This is a genomic window from Planotetraspora phitsanulokensis (assembly GCF_016863295.1).
GTDB lineage: Bacteria > Actinomycetota > Actinomycetes > Streptosporangiales > Streptosporangiaceae > Planotetraspora > Planotetraspora phitsanulokensis.
This window is the reverse complement of the sequence record NZ_BOOP01000031.1, coordinates 103540-121135: the sequence shown is the minus strand read 5'-3', so window position 1 is coordinate 121135 and position 17596 is coordinate 103540. Positions and strand designations below refer to the sequence as shown.

10 protein-coding genes are annotated in these 17596 nt (G+C 71.4%); 7 read left to right on the top strand and 3 right to left on the bottom strand.

Annotation, left to right across the window (positions count from 1 at the left end):
- Positions 1-1080 carry a phosphotransferase gene (locus Pph01_RS31130; protein ID WP_204076744.1) on the bottom strand — a complete coding sequence of 360 codons (1080 nt, stop codon included), beginning with the start codon at positions 1078-1080 and terminating at the stop codon, positions 1-3.
- An 82-nt stretch (positions 1081-1162) separates the two neighbouring features.
- Here Pph01_RS31130 and Pph01_RS31125 point away from each other — a divergent pair, with 82 nt between their 5' ends.
- Positions 1163-3838, top strand: coding sequence for a LuxR C-terminal-related transcriptional regulator (locus tag Pph01_RS31125; RefSeq protein WP_204076743.1), 2676 nt, complete (start codon positions 1163-1165; stop codon positions 3836-3838).
- A 56-nt stretch (positions 3839-3894) separates the two neighbouring features.
- Here the strand turns inward: Pph01_RS31125 and Pph01_RS31120 are convergent, their stop codons facing one another.
- Together Pph01_RS31120 and Pph01_RS31115 are read right to left on the bottom strand one after the other, a co-directional pair.
- On the bottom strand, positions 3895-7875 hold the full coding sequence (locus Pph01_RS31120) for an Ig-like domain-containing protein (protein ID WP_204076742.1): 3981 nt from the start codon (positions 7873-7875) through the stop codon (positions 3895-3897).
- A 287-nt stretch (positions 7876-8162) separates the two neighbouring features.
- Positions 8163-9380, bottom strand: coding sequence for a threonine synthase (locus Pph01_RS31115; protein WP_204076741.1), 1218 nt, complete (start codon positions 9378-9380; stop codon positions 8163-8165).
- A 239-nt stretch (positions 9381-9619) separates the two neighbouring features.
- Between Pph01_RS31115 and Pph01_RS31110 the strand changes: the two genes are divergently transcribed.
- The 6 genes from Pph01_RS31110 (at position 9620) to Pph01_RS31085 (ending at position 17588) form a co-directional block, all read left to right on the top strand.
- The gene (locus Pph01_RS31110; protein ID WP_204076740.1) at positions 9620-13030 is read left to right on the top strand and encodes a S8 family serine peptidase; all 3411 of its coding nucleotides are present in this window, start codon (positions 9620-9622) and stop codon (positions 13028-13030) included.
- A gap of 295 nt (positions 13031-13325) precedes the next feature.
- Positions 13326-14297, top strand: coding sequence for an acyl-CoA desaturase (locus tag Pph01_RS31105; protein ID WP_239117146.1), 972 nt, complete (start codon positions 13326-13328; stop codon positions 14295-14297).
- Between the two features lie 238 nt (positions 14298-14535).
- On the top strand, positions 14536-15426 hold the full coding sequence (locus Pph01_RS31100) for a hypothetical protein (RefSeq protein ID WP_204076739.1): 891 nt from the start codon (positions 14536-14538) through the stop codon (positions 15424-15426).
- Positions 15423-15875, top strand: a complete 453-nt coding sequence (locus Pph01_RS31095; RefSeq protein WP_204076738.1) for a hypothetical protein — start codon at positions 15423-15425, stop codon at positions 15873-15875. Before Pph01_RS31100 ends, Pph01_RS31095 begins: the two co-directional genes overlap by 4 nt.
- 8 nt (positions 15876-15883) lie before the next feature.
- On the top strand, positions 15884-16264 hold the full coding sequence (locus tag Pph01_RS31090; protein WP_204076737.1) for a hypothetical protein: 381 nt from the start codon (positions 15884-15886) through the stop codon (positions 16262-16264).
- Positions 16265-16610: 346 nt separating this feature from the next.
- On the top strand, positions 16611-17588 hold the full coding sequence (locus Pph01_RS31085; protein WP_204076736.1) for an aldo/keto reductase: 978 nt from the start codon (positions 16611-16613) through the stop codon (positions 17586-17588).
- The last annotated feature ends 8 nt before the right edge of the window (positions 17589-17596 follow it).

Genomic DNA, 17596 nt, shown 5'->3' with positions numbered 1-17596 from the left:
TCACAGCGCGAGGCCGAGGTCGGCGAGGAACCGGGCCAGTCCGACCCTCTTGCGGAAGAGCTCGTGCGTCTGCGGCGTGACCGGGTCGCCCAGCCGTTCGACGGGGATGGCGGTGAAGGCGCTGCGGAGCACCATGGTGGTGACGTGGCCGGCCGCCAGGTGGTCGTCCGCCATGCCTCCGTCCGCGAGGCCCTGCGCGTAGCCGGTCTGGATCGCCCGATGGACGGCGGGCAGTTCGCCGGGCTCGATCATTCCCTGGTGGGCGCGGCCGACGAGCAGTTGCCCGAGGTCGAACCCGACGGGGACGGGCGTCTGCCAGCCCCAGTCGATGGCGACGAACTCTCCGGGAGCGTCGGCGGGCACGAGCAGGTTCTCCGGGCTCGCGTCACCGTGCGCCATGGTGTGCGGCAGCCGGTCGGCCGCGTCGAGCAGATCGGGGATCCGGTGGCCCAGGATGTCGAGGTCCATCCGCAGCAGGCCGTCGGCGTAAGGCGCGACGAGCGGGTGCCGCCAGAGCGAAGGCTCGCGCAAGGCGGGCAGCGCCCCCTGGACGACTCTGTTCCGCACGTACGTCCGGAAGCCGGGCGTGGTGCCGGGACCGTCCGCGGGCCGCAGCGCGGCCAGTCCGCCCAGCGCTCGGGCCGCCGCCGTGTAGCGGGTCAGATCCCATTCGCCGGGCGCGATCCGGACGTCCTCCATCCACAGGTCGAGCCGGTCGTCGCCCAGGTCGTCGACGAAGTACAGGCGCGGCAGCCGCAGGCCTTCGGGGAGCGGCAGGCCGGAGTCGTAGACGTCGGCCTCCGCGCGCCAGGGGAACTCGGCGTCGAACGTCGCCCGGTAGGCCTCGGGGACGATTCCGATGTCCGGCCAGTGCCGTGCCGCGTGGATGGACTTCACGAAGAACGACCAGCGCGGACCGCAGGCCGTCGTCCCCGACACCCGGCGCAGACCTCCCGTGGAGGGCGTGCCGGAAACACGGTCGATGACCTCGACGTGGACGGACTCGACCTCGGCGTCCTTTTCGTCGAGACAGGTGCGTACCAGATCGGTCAGATCGACATTCGGCGAGAGCGTGGTCATGCGTCGACTGTCGCGGCACGAGCCCCGTTCCGCATGAGTACGGCCCTACTCAAGATTCGGGCTCCGGCTTACCATGCTCGCTGTGCGAACCCTCTGGCCTTTCCATGGCCGGGCGGCCCAGCTCGCCGCTATCCGGTCGGCGCTGAGCACCGGAGGCGCCGTCCTCGCCGGGCCGGCGGGCGTGGGCAAGAGCCGCCTGGCGGCCGAGGCCGTGGGCGAGGCCGGCGATCTCGTCCGGGTCCTCGCCACCGCCGCCGCGTCCGGCATCCCCCTGGGCGCGATGGCGCATCTCCTGCCGCCGCACCCGCCCGAGGGCAACATGATCCGATGGGCGGCCGACGCCCTCCCCGGGAGAAGGCCCCTGCTGCTGGTGGACGACGCCCACCTCCTCGATTCGGCCTCCGCCGCGCTGGTGCTGCATCTGGTGGTCAGCGGGCGGGCCCGGGTGCTGGCGACCGTACGCAGCGGTGAGCGCGCGCCCGACGCCGTGACGGCGCTGTGGAAGGACGACCTGCTCCAGCGGATCGAGCTCGGTCCGCTCGAGCTCGAGGAGGCGGGACGCGTCCTGACCGGTGCGCTCGGCGGCGAGGTGGAAGGCCCCACGGTCCGGCGGTTGTGGCGGGCCGGCGGCGGCAACGTGCTGTTCCTGCGTGAACTCGTGCTCGCCGGTGAATCGAGCTCGGCGCTGGCCGAGCGGCACGGCGTGTGGCGCTGGCAGGGTGAGATCTCGGTGACGACGCGGCTGCGCGAACTGGTGGAGGGCCGCATCGGTGAGATCACCCCCGCCGAACGCGAGGCCCTGGAATTCGTCGCCTACGGCGAGCCCCTCGCGGCCGGGCTGCTTGCCGGGCTCGCCCCGATGGAGACGGTGCGCGGGCTGGAGGACCGGCAGCTGGTCACGGTGTCCCCCGAGGACCTGTCCGTACGGCTCGCGCACCCGCTCTACGGCGAGGTGATCCGGGCCGGATGCGGGGAGCTGCGCACGCGCGAGGTGCTGAGCCGCCTGGCGGACGCGGTCGAGGCGGCCGGATCGGACAGCGGCGAGGACGCGCTGCGGGTCGCGGTCTGGCGGCTGGACAGTGCGACGGCGGACGATCCCGCGCCGCTCATGCGTGCCTGCCGCACCGCGAGGTCGCGCCGCGACCTCGAACTGGCCGTCCGCCTCGGCCGCGCCGCGCTGGCGGCCGGGGGCGGGGTCCCGGCGGGCGTCCTGCTGGCGAGCGTGCTCACCTACTCGGACCGGTACGACGAGACCGAGGCGGTGCTGCTCGGCCTCGCCGCCGAGCCGATGGACGACATGACGCGCGCGGACTTCGCGCGAGTGCACGCCCTCAACCTCGTGTGGGGGTACGGCCGCGGGGAGGAGGCGTGCGAGGTCCTGGAGTCCGCGGCCGCGGCGATGACCGAACCGGAGCCGCGCCAGGGCGCCCTGATCATCAGAACCGCGATCGAGCACTTCATGGGGAGGTTCTCCCAGACCAGGCGGACGATCGAGCAGGTCCTCCGGATGGGGCCGCCCAGCCCGGCGGTGGCCATCGGACTGGCGGCGATGGAGGCCAACGTCCTGCCCCACGAGGGCCGGGGCGAGCAGGCCCTGGCGCTCGTCGACAGGACTCTCGCGACGATCGGCGGACTTCCGGAGGCGCTGCCCACGATCACGATGGCCCTCGTCGTCCCGGGCGCCGTCGCGGCGGTGATGACCGGGGATCTCGCGGCGGCCTGGCGGTACGCCGAGATCGGATACCGGATCGGCGAGGACCACGGCGGTTGGAGCCGTGCCGTCGTCGGCGCGGGCGCCCTGCGGGCGCAGGTCTGCAGGCTCCGCGGGCAGCCGGCCGAGGCGATCCGGTGGTGCAGGCAGGGGCTGGGAGGGTTGCGGGGCCGGACCCTGCACGCCGGGCCGTGCCTGGCGGAGCTGGCGCACGCCTACGCGCTGACGGGTGACGTGGCCGCCGTCCAGGCGACCATGGACCTCTCCAACGAGCTCGCCCTCAAGGTCGGCCATCAGGCGGAGTTCGCCTTCCGGCTCGCCGAACCGTGGGTGCTGGCCGCACGCGGCGACGTCACGGGGGCGGTGGCGGCGGCGCACGGCACCGCCGAGGCGGCGCGCGACCTGCCCGCGTACGCGTTGTTCGCCCTGCACGACCTGGTCAGGCTGGGGGCGGCCGAGCTCGTCTCCGATCGGCTCGACCGGTTGGCCGGCCGGATCGGCGGCGCGCTGGCGCCGGTCTTCGCCCGCCACGCCCGGGCCATGGGCGACGGCGGACCCGTCCCACGGGAGCTCGACGCGGTCTCTGAGGCGTTCGAGCGCCTGGGACTGCTGCTGCACGCGGCGGAGGCGTCCGCTCAGGCGGCGCGGGGATATCGCCTCATGGGCGTGGTCAGGGCCGAGCGCGCCGCGGAGACCCGGGCGTGGGCGCTCGCGGGTCGTTGCGACGGCGCCCGCACTCCCGCACTGGCCGGCCTGGCCGTCCCCGAGCTGACCGCCAGGCAGCGGGAGATCGCCCATCTGGCGGCGTCCGGCCTGAGCAACCGGGACATCGCCGAACGGCTCACGCTCTCCATCCGGACCGTGGCCAACACTCTGGTCCACGTCTACGAGCGGATCGGCGTCAACCGGCGCGAGGAACTGGGCGCGATCCTCCGTGTCATGAACCGCGGGGCCGGCCCCGGCCCTTCGCCGGCCCACGGTCCGGTCGCCCGCTGGGGAGACACGACAAGGGCCGATGCCCCCGGGGCTCCGGGGGCATCGGCCTGAAGACGCTGTGGCCGTCCGGCGACCGCGGCCGCGGTCGCCGGACGGGCCTTGTACTGCTACTGCACGGTGACCGCCACGGTCGCCGCCGCCGCGGGCGTGCGGGTCACGTCCTCGGCCGTCGCGGTGAGCGTGTGCTGCCCTGCGGCCAGGGCGGTGGACGCTGTGCAGGTCCAGGTGCCGTCGTCAGAGGCGGTGGCCGTGCAGACCGGCGCCCCCTCCGCCGTCACGGTCACCTTCGCGTCCGGCTCGCTCGTTCCCGAGACGGCCGCAGGGCCCGTGACGGTCGCGCCCGGCTCCGGCGAGGTGATCTTCACCGGCGGGGCGAAGTGGGTGACGTTGGGCACGCCGTTGCCGCTGATCTTCACGACGACGCTGTGCACCGTCACCTGGCCGCCCCCGTTGCGGAGCCGGAAGTCCGCGGCGGAGTGCTGCTTGCCGCCGAAGTAGGCGTCGGAGGCGCTGACCGTCGCCGTCTTCCAGGTGTTGGTCCCGGTCAGCGGGATGCTCGCCGTCGACTTGTACGGGTCGGAGCTGCCGTTGTCGTAGTGCACGGCGAACGAGCCCGAGCCCTGGTCGTAGTAGGAGATGGTGAACGTCGCCGAGTAGAACCCGGCGTGGGCGATCGAGTCGTCGATGTCGAAGTAGATGTTGCTCTGCGTGCTGGTGCGCGCGGTGAGACCGTCGATCACCGAGGCGGTCGTCGGCCCGTCGAAGCCGCCGGAGGGCCGCTCGTCCTCGCTCATCCCGTACGCGTAGTTGGTCGGTCCGACGACCGAGCCGACCAGGGCCGTGCCGGGCGGGAGGTCGGAGGCCTCGAAGGCGACGGCCGCCGAGGAGTCACCGGCGAGCCCGGTCGTGTCGGCGACCGCCGCGGTCACGGTGTGCCGGGTGGCCGTCAGCCCGCCGCTCGGAGCGCAGCTCCAGGCGCCGTTGCCGTCCGCCGTGCCGGTGCACAGCGCGGTCTGCCCCTCGCGGACGGTCACGGCACCATTCGGGATCGTGGTGCCCGCGATGGACGAGGCGAGCTTGACCGTCTCACCGCCACGCGGGGTGGTGATCGCCGGCGCCGGCGGGAACGCGCGCCTGTTCGGCACCCAGGGCCCGGTCACGGTCACGCCCGCGCTGTGCACGGTGATCGGGTGGCCGGCGTGCAGCCGCAGGTCGGCTCCCGCGTTCTGCAGCCCGCCGAAGTAGGCGCCGGTGAAGGGCACCTCGGCGGTCTTCCAGGTGCCGCTGCCGGTCAGCGTGATGACGCCGGCGACGTGGTAGCGGTCCTGGGGTCCCGCGTCCACCTGCACGGAGACGTCGCCCGTGCCGGTGTCGAAGTAGGACACCGTCACCTTGCCGTCGTACGCGCCGGTCGCGGCCACGTCGTCGCCGACATCGAAGTACATGTCGCTGCCGTCGTCGCCGGCGCCGGTGGTGCGCGCCGTCAGGCCGCTCACGTCCCCGGCCGTCGTGGTGGCGCCGGCCGAGCCGCTGTAGTCGACCTGGGTCAGGCCGTACCCGCGGTTGGCGCCGCCGAGGACCGTGCCGACCGTGGCGGTGCCGGACTGCGCGGTCGCGTCGAGGCCGAGTTGCACCTTGCCCAGGTGCTTCGCCGCGGTCGCCGCGCTGCCGGTGACCTCCGCGTACGGAAGCTCGGTCGTGGGCGCGGAGACCTGCTGCACGAGGTAGGTCTTGCCCGACTTCACCGGGACGTTCAGGATGTCCTGGCTGCCGGACGCCACCACCTTGCGGCCGTGCTTGCCGTCGACGACCTCGACCTGCTGCCCCGGCCACGGGTTCTTGACCCGCAGCGTGCCGGTGGCCCCGGCCTCGATCGCGGCGGTGACGAGGCGGCCGCCCTGCACCTGGACGTCGACCTTGCCCTTGTCCCGGATGTAGACGCTGCCGCTGACGTCCCAGTCGGACGGCCACGCGGGCGCGAAGCGGATGATGCCGTCGTAGTCCTGCGCGAGCGCCTCGTTCACCGCGGTCGCGACGCCGGAAGCCTGCTCGATGTAGGGCTGGTAGCCGACGGTGTTGCCGAGGTCGGCGAACCCGTTCGGGTACACCTGGTGCCCCTGGGTGATCGAGATCAGGTTGTCACGCACCTCGGCGGCGTTCTGCAGCCTCGCCGCGTGGATCGCGTCCATCGTCCAGTCGTTGCCGCCCTTGTTGGGCCGGTGGGCGTAGCTGCGCTGCTCGAGGGCGAACAGGTTCGCGTCCTGGTCGCTCACCGTGTTCCACGGCCAGAGCGGCTCGAGCTCGATGTTCTCGCCGTTCCTGCGCGCCGCGGCGGGCTCGTAGGAGATGGCGATCATGTCGGTGCCGGTCGCGTCGGCGGCCTCCGTCTCGGCCGCGGTGTAGTGCGGGTTCAGCAGCTGCGTACGGGTGGCCTGGTCGGTCCGCGGGTACGGCGGGATCTGCGTCAGGGCCTTCCTGGCCTGCTGGACCAGGTCGGCGTCGGCCTTCTTGTCGGTGCCGAGCTCCTTCGCGGCCTGCTCGATGATCGGGAAGAGCACGAGGTCGGCGGCGATGTCGGTGGTCGGGTCGTTGACCGACCACTGGGTCTCGTGCGCGTTCGCGTTGGCGTGCAGCAGGCCGTCCGCGCCCACCTTCTGGTACGCGAGCAGGAACACCGCGGTGGACTTGATGAACGGCCAGTACTTCTTCAGCATCTTGCGGTCGCCGGTGGCCTGGTACTGCTGCCACATGTACATGGCGACCTCGGGGCCGCTGGTGATGTTCAGCGCGTTCCAGTTGGGAGCGCTCGCCTGGCTGCAGCTGCCGTTGCCGTTGATCTCGATGCCGTTGCCGTTGAAGCGCATGGTCTCCGACACACAGGCGCCGGGCAGGCCGCCCATCGCGAGCTTGGTCCAGGCCTCGATGTCGGCCAGGTCGTCGGAGTACATGTCGAAGATCGGCTTGTTCAGGTGGTAGTTGCCCGAGCTCATGTTCGCCGCGATCTGCGTGCGCAGGTTCCACAGCCAGTACGCCGACGGCGTCCAGGTCTGGGTGTCCTTGTTCCAGGCGAACATGTCCGCCTCGCCGGCCTGGCTGCCGGGGTAGATGCCCTCCTTCATGGAGGCCGCTTCCTCGTAGAGGTAGAGCGTGCGCAGGTTCTCGATGTACGCGGCCCTGCCGTCCGCCGAGTCCATCCTGACCAGGCCGGTGTGCGACCAGAAGCGGTTCCACCAGCGGTCCTGCGCGCGCATCAGCTTCTCCACGCGCACGGTCGCGTCCTCGCCGATCACCGTGGACGCGGTCTCGGCGGCGTCGCCCCCGGTCCACCCGGGGGACGCCACGACGACGCGGAACGTGCCGTCGGCGTGCGGCTTGAAGGCGACCTTCACCTGCGTGGGACTCGCGACGGTGGCCGTCACGTCCCGGCCGCCCGCGGTGATGGCGGCCAGCGAGCCGAACGTCTTCCCGCTGCCGATCGAGGGATTTCCGTCCACCCAGGTCTCGGCGAGCGTGCCGATCGCGCCGGACACCGCGGCGGCCGGCTTGCGGCCCTGCCACAGGTTGATCGTGGCCGTCTGCGCGATGTCGGGGTTCGCGCCGGAGACGTCGACGATCAGCTCGTCCTTCTCCGCCGACACCCACGCCTTCAGCGACATGCCGCCGCCGGACTCCCGCAGCACGCCGTCCGTCAGGTCCAGCCGCCCGCTGAAGTCGGCGGCGTGCGTGATCACAGACAGGCCCGGGATGTTGAGCTGACCGGGCGACTTGCGGTCCGGCATGGTGTCGGAGCGGTTGAGCTGCGCGGTGAAACCGCCCGCCGCCCACGCCGACACGCCCAGCGACCCGTTGCCGAGCGGCATGGAAGCGATGGGGTCCACGTTCGGCTGTCCGAGGACGAGGTCGGAACGGCTGACGACTCCGTCCGAATCAAGGTGGAACGCTCCGTCCAGCCAGGCCGTCGTCGCCGCCGCGGCGGCCTCGGCCGTACTGGAGTCGACGACGACGAGCCCGGCCAGCGCGGCGAGCAGCGCCGACCAGAGCGAGAGAGTGCGCCGGATGGGGACCCGGCGACGGGGGGTGATCTGCACAGTGCCCTCCAGGGCTGACGCACTATGAAGCAGTGATCCGATGAATGCATTGCATCCTGGGCATGGTTCACCGTAAGCGTGGCTTCGCAGCCCGTGATGGTCTGGCTAACATCGGATGAATCTCGTTCTAATCCATTCGGCGAGCCGATGTAAAGACCCACGACACACAAACGTTTCAATTCGGGAATCTGGTCGTCATACCGACAAAAGCGCCCGCCCTGGTCGGCGCACTCGGTGACCAGGGCGGGCGCATGCCCTTCTCGTCAGGCGAGATGGGCGTCCGCTCGTCAGACGAGACGGCCGTCCGCGGCCAGGACCGGCGCGTCCACCGGGACCGTCCCCGGATACTTGATCCCGGCTCCGGTGTTCAGCACCACCACCTGCTCAGTGGGGTCGATCCAGCCCGACCGGCGCAGTTTCCGGGCCGCCGCGAAGGCCGCGGCCCCCTCCGGGCAGACGAACGCTCCTTCCGCCGCCGCGACCTCACGCAACTCCGCGAGCAACTCGTCGTCGGTGACCGTGACCGCGGTCCCCGACGTCTCCGCCAGCGCGTCCAGGATGAGGAAGTCGCCGAGGGGCTTGGGCACGTTGATGCCGAACGCCACCGTCCGGGCGCCCTCCCAGTAGCGGCTCTCCCGCTCCCCCTGCTCGAACGCCCGGACGATCGGCGCGCACCCCTCGGCCTGGACGGCGACCAGTCTGGGCGGCGGACCCGAGATCCAGCCCAGTTCCCGCAACTCCCCCAGAGCCTTGTGGATGCCGATCAGGCCCACCCCGCCGCCCGTCGGGTAGAGGATCACGTCGGGCGTCCGCCAGCCGAGCTGCTCGGCGATCTCGAGCATCATGGTTTTTTTGCCCTCGATCCGATAGGGCTCCTTGAGCGTCGAGGCGTCGAAGACCCGGCCCTCCGAGGCCGCCACCACCTCGCCGACGATCCGTCCGGCGTCGCTGATCAGGCCGTCCACCAGGTGCAGGTCCGCCCCGGAGGCCACGCACTCCCGGCGGGTGATCTCCGGTGCGTCCACAGGCATGACGATGGTGGTCGTCAGTCCGGCCCGGGCGCCGTAGAGGGCCCAGGCCGCGCCGGCGTTGCCGTTGGTCGGTATGGCGAGCCGCTCGACCCCCAGCTCGGCCGCCCGGGACACCCCGACCGCGGCGCCGCGGGCCTTGAACGACCCGGTGGGGATCAGTCCCTCGTCCTTCATCAGAAGCCGCGGCAGGCCGATCCGCTCGCCGTACCGCGTCATCGGCGACAGCGGCGTCATCCCCTCGCCGAGGGTGGTCACCGTCTGCGGGCTCCTGACAGGAAGCAGTTCGTGGTAACGCCACAGGTCGGGAGAACGGCGTGCGAACTCCTCAGGTCTCACAGAGGCGCGGACGGCCGTCAGGTCGTAGCGGGCGAGCAGCGGCGACCCGCACCTCGTGCACAGGTTCTGCGGGCGCTCGCTGTCGTGTTCGGCCCCGCAGCGCCCACATTCGAGGTTAGACAAGTGACTGAAACCCATAACTGCTCCTTTACGCCTTTTTCTCGACAAAATACCCATACGTCCTCCCGGTCGCCTCCCGACGGCCACACCGAAGGTCCGCCGTCCGGAGCCTCATGCCCGTCCCCCAAGGCGATCCGGCGGCTCTGATCGACACTGTTTCCTAGCCGAAACCAGCCTGATATAGGAGTAAATGGACATTACAAATATCTTGCTCCCGGCCGCGTACACGCGGTCAAGTAACCGAAGTAGGGAGCGAGATGCTCAAGAAAACGCGGTGGGCGCTACTGGCGCTCACCGTCACGGCCACGGTGCTGAACTCTGTGCCAGGCCACCCGGCGGCGGCCCACCCCGCCGCCGGAGCCCCCGACGGCGGGAAGACGTACACCGTCACCCTCCTGACGGGTGACGAGGTCACCGTCGTGACCACCGGTTCCGGCTGTCCCAAGGTCACCGTGCGGCCCGCCGACCCCAGCGGGGTGATCCGGAAGAGCTGCGGCCCCGACGGGCACGTGCGGGTCGTCCCCGCGCGCGTGGCGGCGCAGGTCGGCTCGGTCCTCGACCCGGCGCTCTTCGACGTCACCACGCTGATCCACGACGGCTACGACGACGCCACCACCGCGGAGCTTCCGGTGATCGTGCGGCCCACGGCGAGCGCGCGAGTCGCGGCTCTCGGCGGCGTACGGCCGCTGCCGAGCATCGGCGCCGTCGCCGGGCACATCCCGAAGAAGGGAGCGGCCACCGCCAAGCTGGCCGCGAGCCCCCTCCTCGCCGGGGCCACGAAGGTCTGGCTCGACCGCAAGGTCGAGGCCACCGCGCTCGACACCTCGGGGCTCGGCACCACCGCGCTCGGTGCCACTGCACTCGCCAGCACCGCCCTCGGCGCCACCGCCCTCGGCACCACCGGGTTCGGCGCCACCGGGCTCGACCGCAACCTGAGCCAGGTCGCCGCGCCACAGGCCTGGAAATCCGGCTACACCGGCAAGGGCGCCCGCGTCGCCGTCCTCGACACCGGCGCCGACTTCACCCATCCGGACCTGGCCGGCCGGGTCGTCGACCGGGCCGACTTCACCGTCGACGGCGGCGACGCCGTGGACCACAAGGGCCACGGCACCCACGTCGCGGCGACCATCGCCGGCACCGGAGCCGCCTCTCACGGCGAGCGCCGCGGCGTCGCGCCGGACGCCCGCCTGCTCGTCGGCAAGGTCCTCGGCGACGACGGCTTCGGCACGGACTCGCAGATCATCGCCGGCATGGAGTGGGCCGCCTCCCGGGCCGACGTGGTCAACATGAGCCTCGGCGGCACGGATCCGAGCGACGGAACCGACCCGCTCTCGCTCGCCGTCGACGCACTGACCGAACAGACCGGCGCGCTGTTCGTCATCGCGGCGGGCAACACCGGCGGCGCGGTCACCTCACCCGGAGCCGCCGCGGGCGCGTTGACCGTCGGCGCCGTCGACGGCTCCGACCGGCTGGCGGACTTCTCCAGCCGCGGACCGCTGATGAACACGCGGGCGGCAAAGCCGGAACTGGTCGCGCCTGGCGTCGACATCGTCGCGGCCCGGGCCGCGGGCACCACGCTGGGCCCGCCCGTCGACGCGTACTACGTCTCCTCGTCCGGCACCTCGATGGCCACCCCGCACGTCGCGGGCGCCGCGGCGCTCCTCGCCCAGCGGCACCCCGAATGGAAGGCGGACCGGCTCAAGGCCGCGCTCGTCGGCGCCGCAGACCCACTGCCCGGCGCGGACCCGTACGCCGTCGGAGCGGGCCGGCTCAACGCGGCACGGGCGCTGTCCGGTCCGGTCAGCGACCAGCCGGTGGTCGCCCTCGGCACGTTCCGTCACCCCCAGTCGGGAACCGCCGAGGCGGAGCTCGGCTGGACCGGCGACCCGTCCCCGGCGGCCGTCACCCTCGACCTCGGCGTCACGGTCGCCGACCACGTCGGTAGGGCCGGGCCACGCGGCGCCGCGTCCTTGTCGGCGAACCGGGTGCGGCTCAGCCGCGGCATGCCCGGCGGCACGACCCTGCGGATCGCCCGCTCGGCGTTCACCGGCGAGCCCGGCCTGTACACCGCCACCGTCACCGCCCGCACCACTGGCGGGAAGCTCGTCGCGAGCACCCCGGTGACCTTCTACGTCGAGCCGCCCAGCTACGACCTGACCATCAACACAGTCGACATGCCGGACATGTCACCTACCGCGTCGGACTGGGTCAACGTGCTGGTGACCAACCTCGACGACCCGCTGATGTACGGGGGCGGCGCGTTCCTCTCCCCCGGGGAGACCGCCACGCTGCGCGTACCGGCCGGCCGGTACGCCGTGACCGGCGCCTACTCCGCGTACGACCCCGAGACCAGCGAGCAGTGGGGGACCTTCGTCGGCGACACCGACGTCACCGTCGGCGCCGACCGGACAATGAAGCTGGACCCCGCACAGGCCAAGCGGGTGACGGCGTCGGTCGACGGCGTCCCCACCAGGACCACCACTGCCGATTTCACCTACATGCAGACCTCGCGGGGCGGCCTGACCTGGTACGACGTCGTCTCCGGCTGGGGCGAGAAGGCGAGTCTGTCCATTGGGCAGTTGCGGCGCCCCGGGATCGGGAGCATCCGCGCCTACACGGCGTTCGGCCTGGAATCGCCGGAGAACACGGCCGCCCCGTACCATTACGACCTGATCCGGCAGTTCGGCGACGGCGTCCCCGCCGATCCGGCGTACCGGGTGACCAAGGCCGAGCAGGCCGGGCTCGCGCGGATCGACCAGCGGTTCAGCCAGATGGACTCGCCCGGGATGGTCACCTCGCTCCGGCGGTACGGGTACACCCCCGACGGGTGGTACCTGACCCAGAACCGCACCTACGACCTGCCGGCGGCTCGCACCGACTACGTCTCCCCCGGGTTCCTGTGGCAGGACGAGGGGATCTACGGCAGCCTCCTCGCCCAGGAGGGCGCGCGCAGCTACCCGCCCGGCAGCCGGCAGGCCAAGGTCTGGGCGCGGCAACCGCTGCACTCCGACTGGTACGACGACCCGGCCGGGGCGGAGTACGGCTGCGCCTCGCCGCCGGCCAGGACCCGTGGCAACCTGCACGTCGACCTGGTCATGCTCACCGACCGGCACCAGCGGGCCGACTGTCTCGCGGGCGGCACCATCGGGGTCACCCGCACGCTGTCGCTCCATCGGGACGGGAAACTCGTCGGCGAACAGGCCGCCACACGCGCCGACTTCGCCGTGCCGGAGAAGGCGGCGGACTACCGGCTGACCTTGGACGTCGCGACCGGCCTGGTGCTGCCGGTCTCCACCCGGGTCACCACCTCGTGGACGTTCCGTTCGGCCGGCCCGAGCGGCACGGGGAGCGTCCCGCTGCCCCTGCTGTCCGTCGACTACGCGCTGCCGCTGGACCCCGCCAACCACCCGACAGGCGCGCAGGCGGCGTTCAGCGTCAGGCAGGCGGCGGGTGTGCCGGCCCAGCGGATCACCTCGTTCCAGGTGTGGAGCTCGACCGACGACGGGGCCACCTGGCGCCCGGCCCGGGTCCACGCCGACGGGGACGTCTACCAGGCCGATCTGCCGGCGGCCGCGTCCGGGCAGGCGGTCTCACTGCGGGTGAAGGCCGCCGCCGGCGGTGGCAGCGGCATCGATCAGACGATCATCCGGGCGTACCGCGCCGGCTGACGTCTCACGGCGGCGCGGTCCGGCCCCGAGCCGGACCGCGCTCTCCCCGCCGAAACCGGTCTTCCTCTTCGAGCGAGGGGGCCGGTTTCTGGCGGCGTCCCCGGCTCTCGTCGACACTGCTCGCTGAGTGGTGACGACGGCTTCCTCCGGGCGTGCGCAGGTTCGCAGCCTCCGTCCAGAGATCTCGCCGTACGGCGCGTTCATGTGCTGACCCACCACGGTTCGCCAGACAGCGGAGTCCCGGACGCTCCGGCGGGCTAAGGTCTGCCTAACACTGCGGAGCAAAGGTGACCTGATGGCCGATGTCGTTGCCCAGCCAATGTCGGCAGAGGGGACCGTGCCCGGTCCGAAACCGATCCTCGACGGCAGGCGTCCGCTTCCAGCACATGTGGCGGTCTACCTCTTCGTCGCGGTGCCGCTGCTGGCGGTGCTGGTGGCCGTGCCGGTCGCCTGGGGATGGGGGCTCGGCTGGGTCGACGTCATCCTCGCCGCGTTCTTCTACACGGTGACGTGCCTCGGCGTGACGGTCGGCTTCCACCGCTATTTCACCCATGGCGCCTTCAAGTCCCGCCGCAGCCTCCGGGTCGCGCTGGCGGTGGTCGGCAGCATGGCGGTTCAGGGCCCGATCCTGCACTGGGTCGCCGACCACCGCCGTCACCACGCCTTCTCCGACAAGGAGGGCGACCCGCACTCACCATGGCTGTTCGGCACCTCTCCGGCAGCGTTGGCGCGCGGCTTCTGGCACGCCCACCTGGGCTGGGTACTCGACCGTGACCTGACCAACCAGCGGCGGTTCATCCCCGACCTGCTCTCCGACCGGGACATTCGCCTGGTCCACCGGCTGTTCGGTCCGTTGACCGCCGCCACGATGATCCTTCCGGCCGTCCTCGGTGGCCTGCTCACCTGGTCGTGGTGGGGGGCGGTGACCGCCTTCTTCTGGGCCGGCCTGGTCCGGATCGCGTTGCTCCACCACGTCACCTGGTCGGTCAACTCGATCTGCCACATGATCGGCGACCGGCCGTTCACCACGCGGGACAAGTCGGCGAACTTCTGGCCACTGGCGATCCTGAGCATGGGCGAGTCATGGCACAACCTGCACCACGCCGACCCGACGTGTGCCCGGCACGGTGTACGGCCCGGCCAGATCGACATTTCGGCCCGGCTCATCTGGATCTTCGAGAAGCTCGATCTCGTCCACGACGTGCGGTGGCCGACGCCGGCCCGGCTCGCCCGCCTCGAACGCGTGGAGCACGCGCGAGGCGCATGATCGGATATCGATCTTCAGGCTCGGCCGGCATCCCGGGCATGGGTGTGGCGGTGGGTGGCTGTCGCCGCCGTCCTGGTGCTGACGGGCTCGCCGGCGGTGGGACTGGGTGAACGCGCTTGCCCGGAAATCTTCGGGCGCGCCCGCACCTTAACAACTTGATCCCGAAGTTGAAGGAATGCCGTGTCCGTCCGTATGCGGTCTGCTTTGCTGAGCAGAGCTTGCGGGGCGGAGAGAACGCATGAGCAGATTGCGGTCCTGGGATGACGTCCGCGCCGGATGGGACCGGGCGGTCGACGCTGTGGTACAGCAACCGCCCGACTCGGTGACCGTCCGCTCCGCGCCCCTCATGTCCCGGCTGCGTGCGCCTGACGCGGCCGTGATGCTGGCGGGCGCGGGCGGATCCGGAAAGTCCTGCATGGTCAAGGCGCTGACCCGCCATGACCCGAGCGGCGCCGACCCGCCCAGGCGCAGCGAGGAGGCCGAGTTGCATCGGCTGGACGTCACCACGCCCCGGGGCACCCGGAGGATCCATCTGCACGTCCCGCCCGGCCAGGCCAGCTACGAGCGGGACGTCGAACTGGACCGGCTGCTCAGCGACGGGTTCTACCCGTCCGGGGTCGTCTACACGGTCGCCTTCGGCTACGACAGGTTCTGGGAGAAGGAGGCGATCGAATTCGCCGCCCAGACCCGGGAGGCGGGCGGCCGGATAGACCTCGCCGCGTTGCGCCGCCGCAAGTTGGGCGACGAGAACCGGACGTTCGCCCGCGTCTGCCGGCTGCTCGGCAACGCGTGGCACCGGTCGGACGGGCCGGTCTGGCTGATCCTGGCGGTGACCAAGACCGACCTGTACTGGGACCGGATCGGCGAAGCCCGCGACCACTACATTCCCGGCGGCGCCGAGTCCTCCGACGCGGACATCGCCAAGTTGTCGCACCAGTTCACCGACATACTCGAGGCGCTGACCAGCCAGGTCGGGAAGCAGAAGTTGCGGGTCGACGTCGTTCCCTTCTCCTGCATGCTGGAGAACTACGCCTTCGGAACCGAGCTGACCGCGCGGCCGAAGATGGACCAGGCGGATTCCCGGTCGCTGTCCCGCCACTTCCTGTCCGTGCTGGGTGAGCGGCTGTGACCGGCGGAGGGCGGGCGCCCGGACCGGGCACAGAGGCGTTCATACGCGACCTGGAATGGCTGGAGAGCCTGCGCGCTCAAATCGACACGCACACGTTCCGGCACGACGTCGCGAAATTCCTGTCCTGGATACCCCTGCTGCTGGCGATCGCCGTCCTCGGCGGGCTGGGCCTGTACATCTCCGGCGACGCGACCGTCGCGGCTCACGGCCAGACGGTCTTCGCCTGGCTCCTGACTGTCGTGGCGTTCGCGTGCGCCTGGGCCCTGGCCGCGTGGCGCTGGCTGCTGCGCCCGGCGCGGCGGCGGCTGGACCGAGACCGGCGGCGGTTCGCGGAGGCCACGGAGATGCTCCGGCCCCGAATCGGGGCACTGGTGGAGACCGAGCGGTGGAGCCGGGAGATGGCGCAGATGGTGGAGATGCGCTTCGGCCGGCTTCCCCTGGACCGGTGAGCGGCCCAATGGCGCAACGCTCCTTCTGGGAGGCGACCGGGCGGTCCGCCGATCTTCTCCAGGTGATCTCAGTACTCCTCGGGCTGGGGAACGCCGTGGTCTCAGTGCTGCTCACGGCGGGTGGCACCGGCCCAGACGCCGTCGCGGTCACCACCACCGGTGCGATGCTGGTCACAGGAATCGTGCTTCTGTGGGCAGGGGTGCAGTCGCGGCTCGACAGTTACCGGGCATTCGCCCCCGATCGGGGCAGGCGTGCCACAATCTGCCTGCGACTCGGGACGCTCCTGCTCCTCCTGGCGCTGTTGGCCGCGGGCATCCTGGCGTGGGGCGCGCACCGGGAACCCGGCCGAGCCACACCCGTCACCTCGACGAGCGGCCAGACACGATGACGCTCAGATCGTCGCTGAGCCTTTGCTCGTCGAGCGCGGCGAACCTGGGCACCGCATACCGAGGCGATCCCACTCCTCATTCGTCGTCGTCATAGTCGGCGCGTGGCTGGACGACCTCGGGCCCGCCGGTGTGCGGTTCCGGCACGTAGCCCTCCGGAGGAGTCGGCACGGCGGCGACGTGATCGGCATGCCCCCTTCGGCCGCATCCCCCAGAACACGGGATCGGTACCGGTCTCATCGTCGACCAGGACGAACGAGCGTCCGGCCGCCCAGTCGACAGCCACCCCGTTCCACCGTTCTACGCCTGCCTATTCTGATCGAGTAGGGCATCGAGATGGGAGCACTTGTGGAATACGCGCGTCTGGGCACCTCCGGGCTCGAGGTCTCGAAGGTGGTGCTGGGGTGCATGAGCTTCGGCGACCCGAATCGGGGCACCCATGCCTGGTCGCTCGACCTCGACCAGGCCAGGCCGCTCATCCGGCAGGCGGTCGAGGCCGGCATCACCACCTTCGACACCGCCAACGTCTACTCGGCCGGAACCAGCGAGGAGATCACCGGGAGGCTCGTGGGCGAGTTCGCCAAGCGCGACGAGGTGGTCATCGCCACGAAGGTCCACGGCCGGATGGGTCCCGGGCCGAACGGAGGCGGCCTGTCGCGCGCCGCGATCCTCACCCAGGCCGATGAGAGCCTGCGGCGGCTGAACACGGACTACATCGACCTCTACCAGATCCACCGGCACGACCCGAACGTGCCGATCGAGGAGACGATGGAGGCGCTCCACGATCTCGTCCGGGCGGGAAAGGTCCGCTACATCGGCGCCTCGTCCATGTGGGCCTGGCAGTTCGCCCAGGCGCAGTACACCGCCGATCTCAACGGCTGGACCCGCTTCGTGTCGATGCAGGACCAGTACAACCTGCTCATGCGGGAGGAGGAGCGGGAGATGCTTCCGTTCTGCCTCGACCAGGGCGTCGGGGTGCTGCCGTGGAGCCCGCTGGCGCGCGGGCGCCTCACCCGCGACTGGGACGCCACCACCCGGCGGAGCGAGACCGACGCGTTCGGCAGCAGGCTCTACCAGCAGGCGGAGGAGTCCGACCGGAGGATCGCCGAGACCGTCGGCGCAATCGCCGCGGAGCGGGGAGTCACCCGCGCCCAGGTCGCCCTCGCCTGGCTGCACCATCAGCCGGCGGTCACCGCGCCGATCGTCGGCGTGACGAAGATCGAGCATCTCACCGACGCGATCGCCTCGGTCGACCTGCGGCTCGACGCCGGCGAACTCGAGCGGCTCGGGGAGCACTACGTGCCCCACGCGCCGGAGGGCTTCTGACGGTCCGG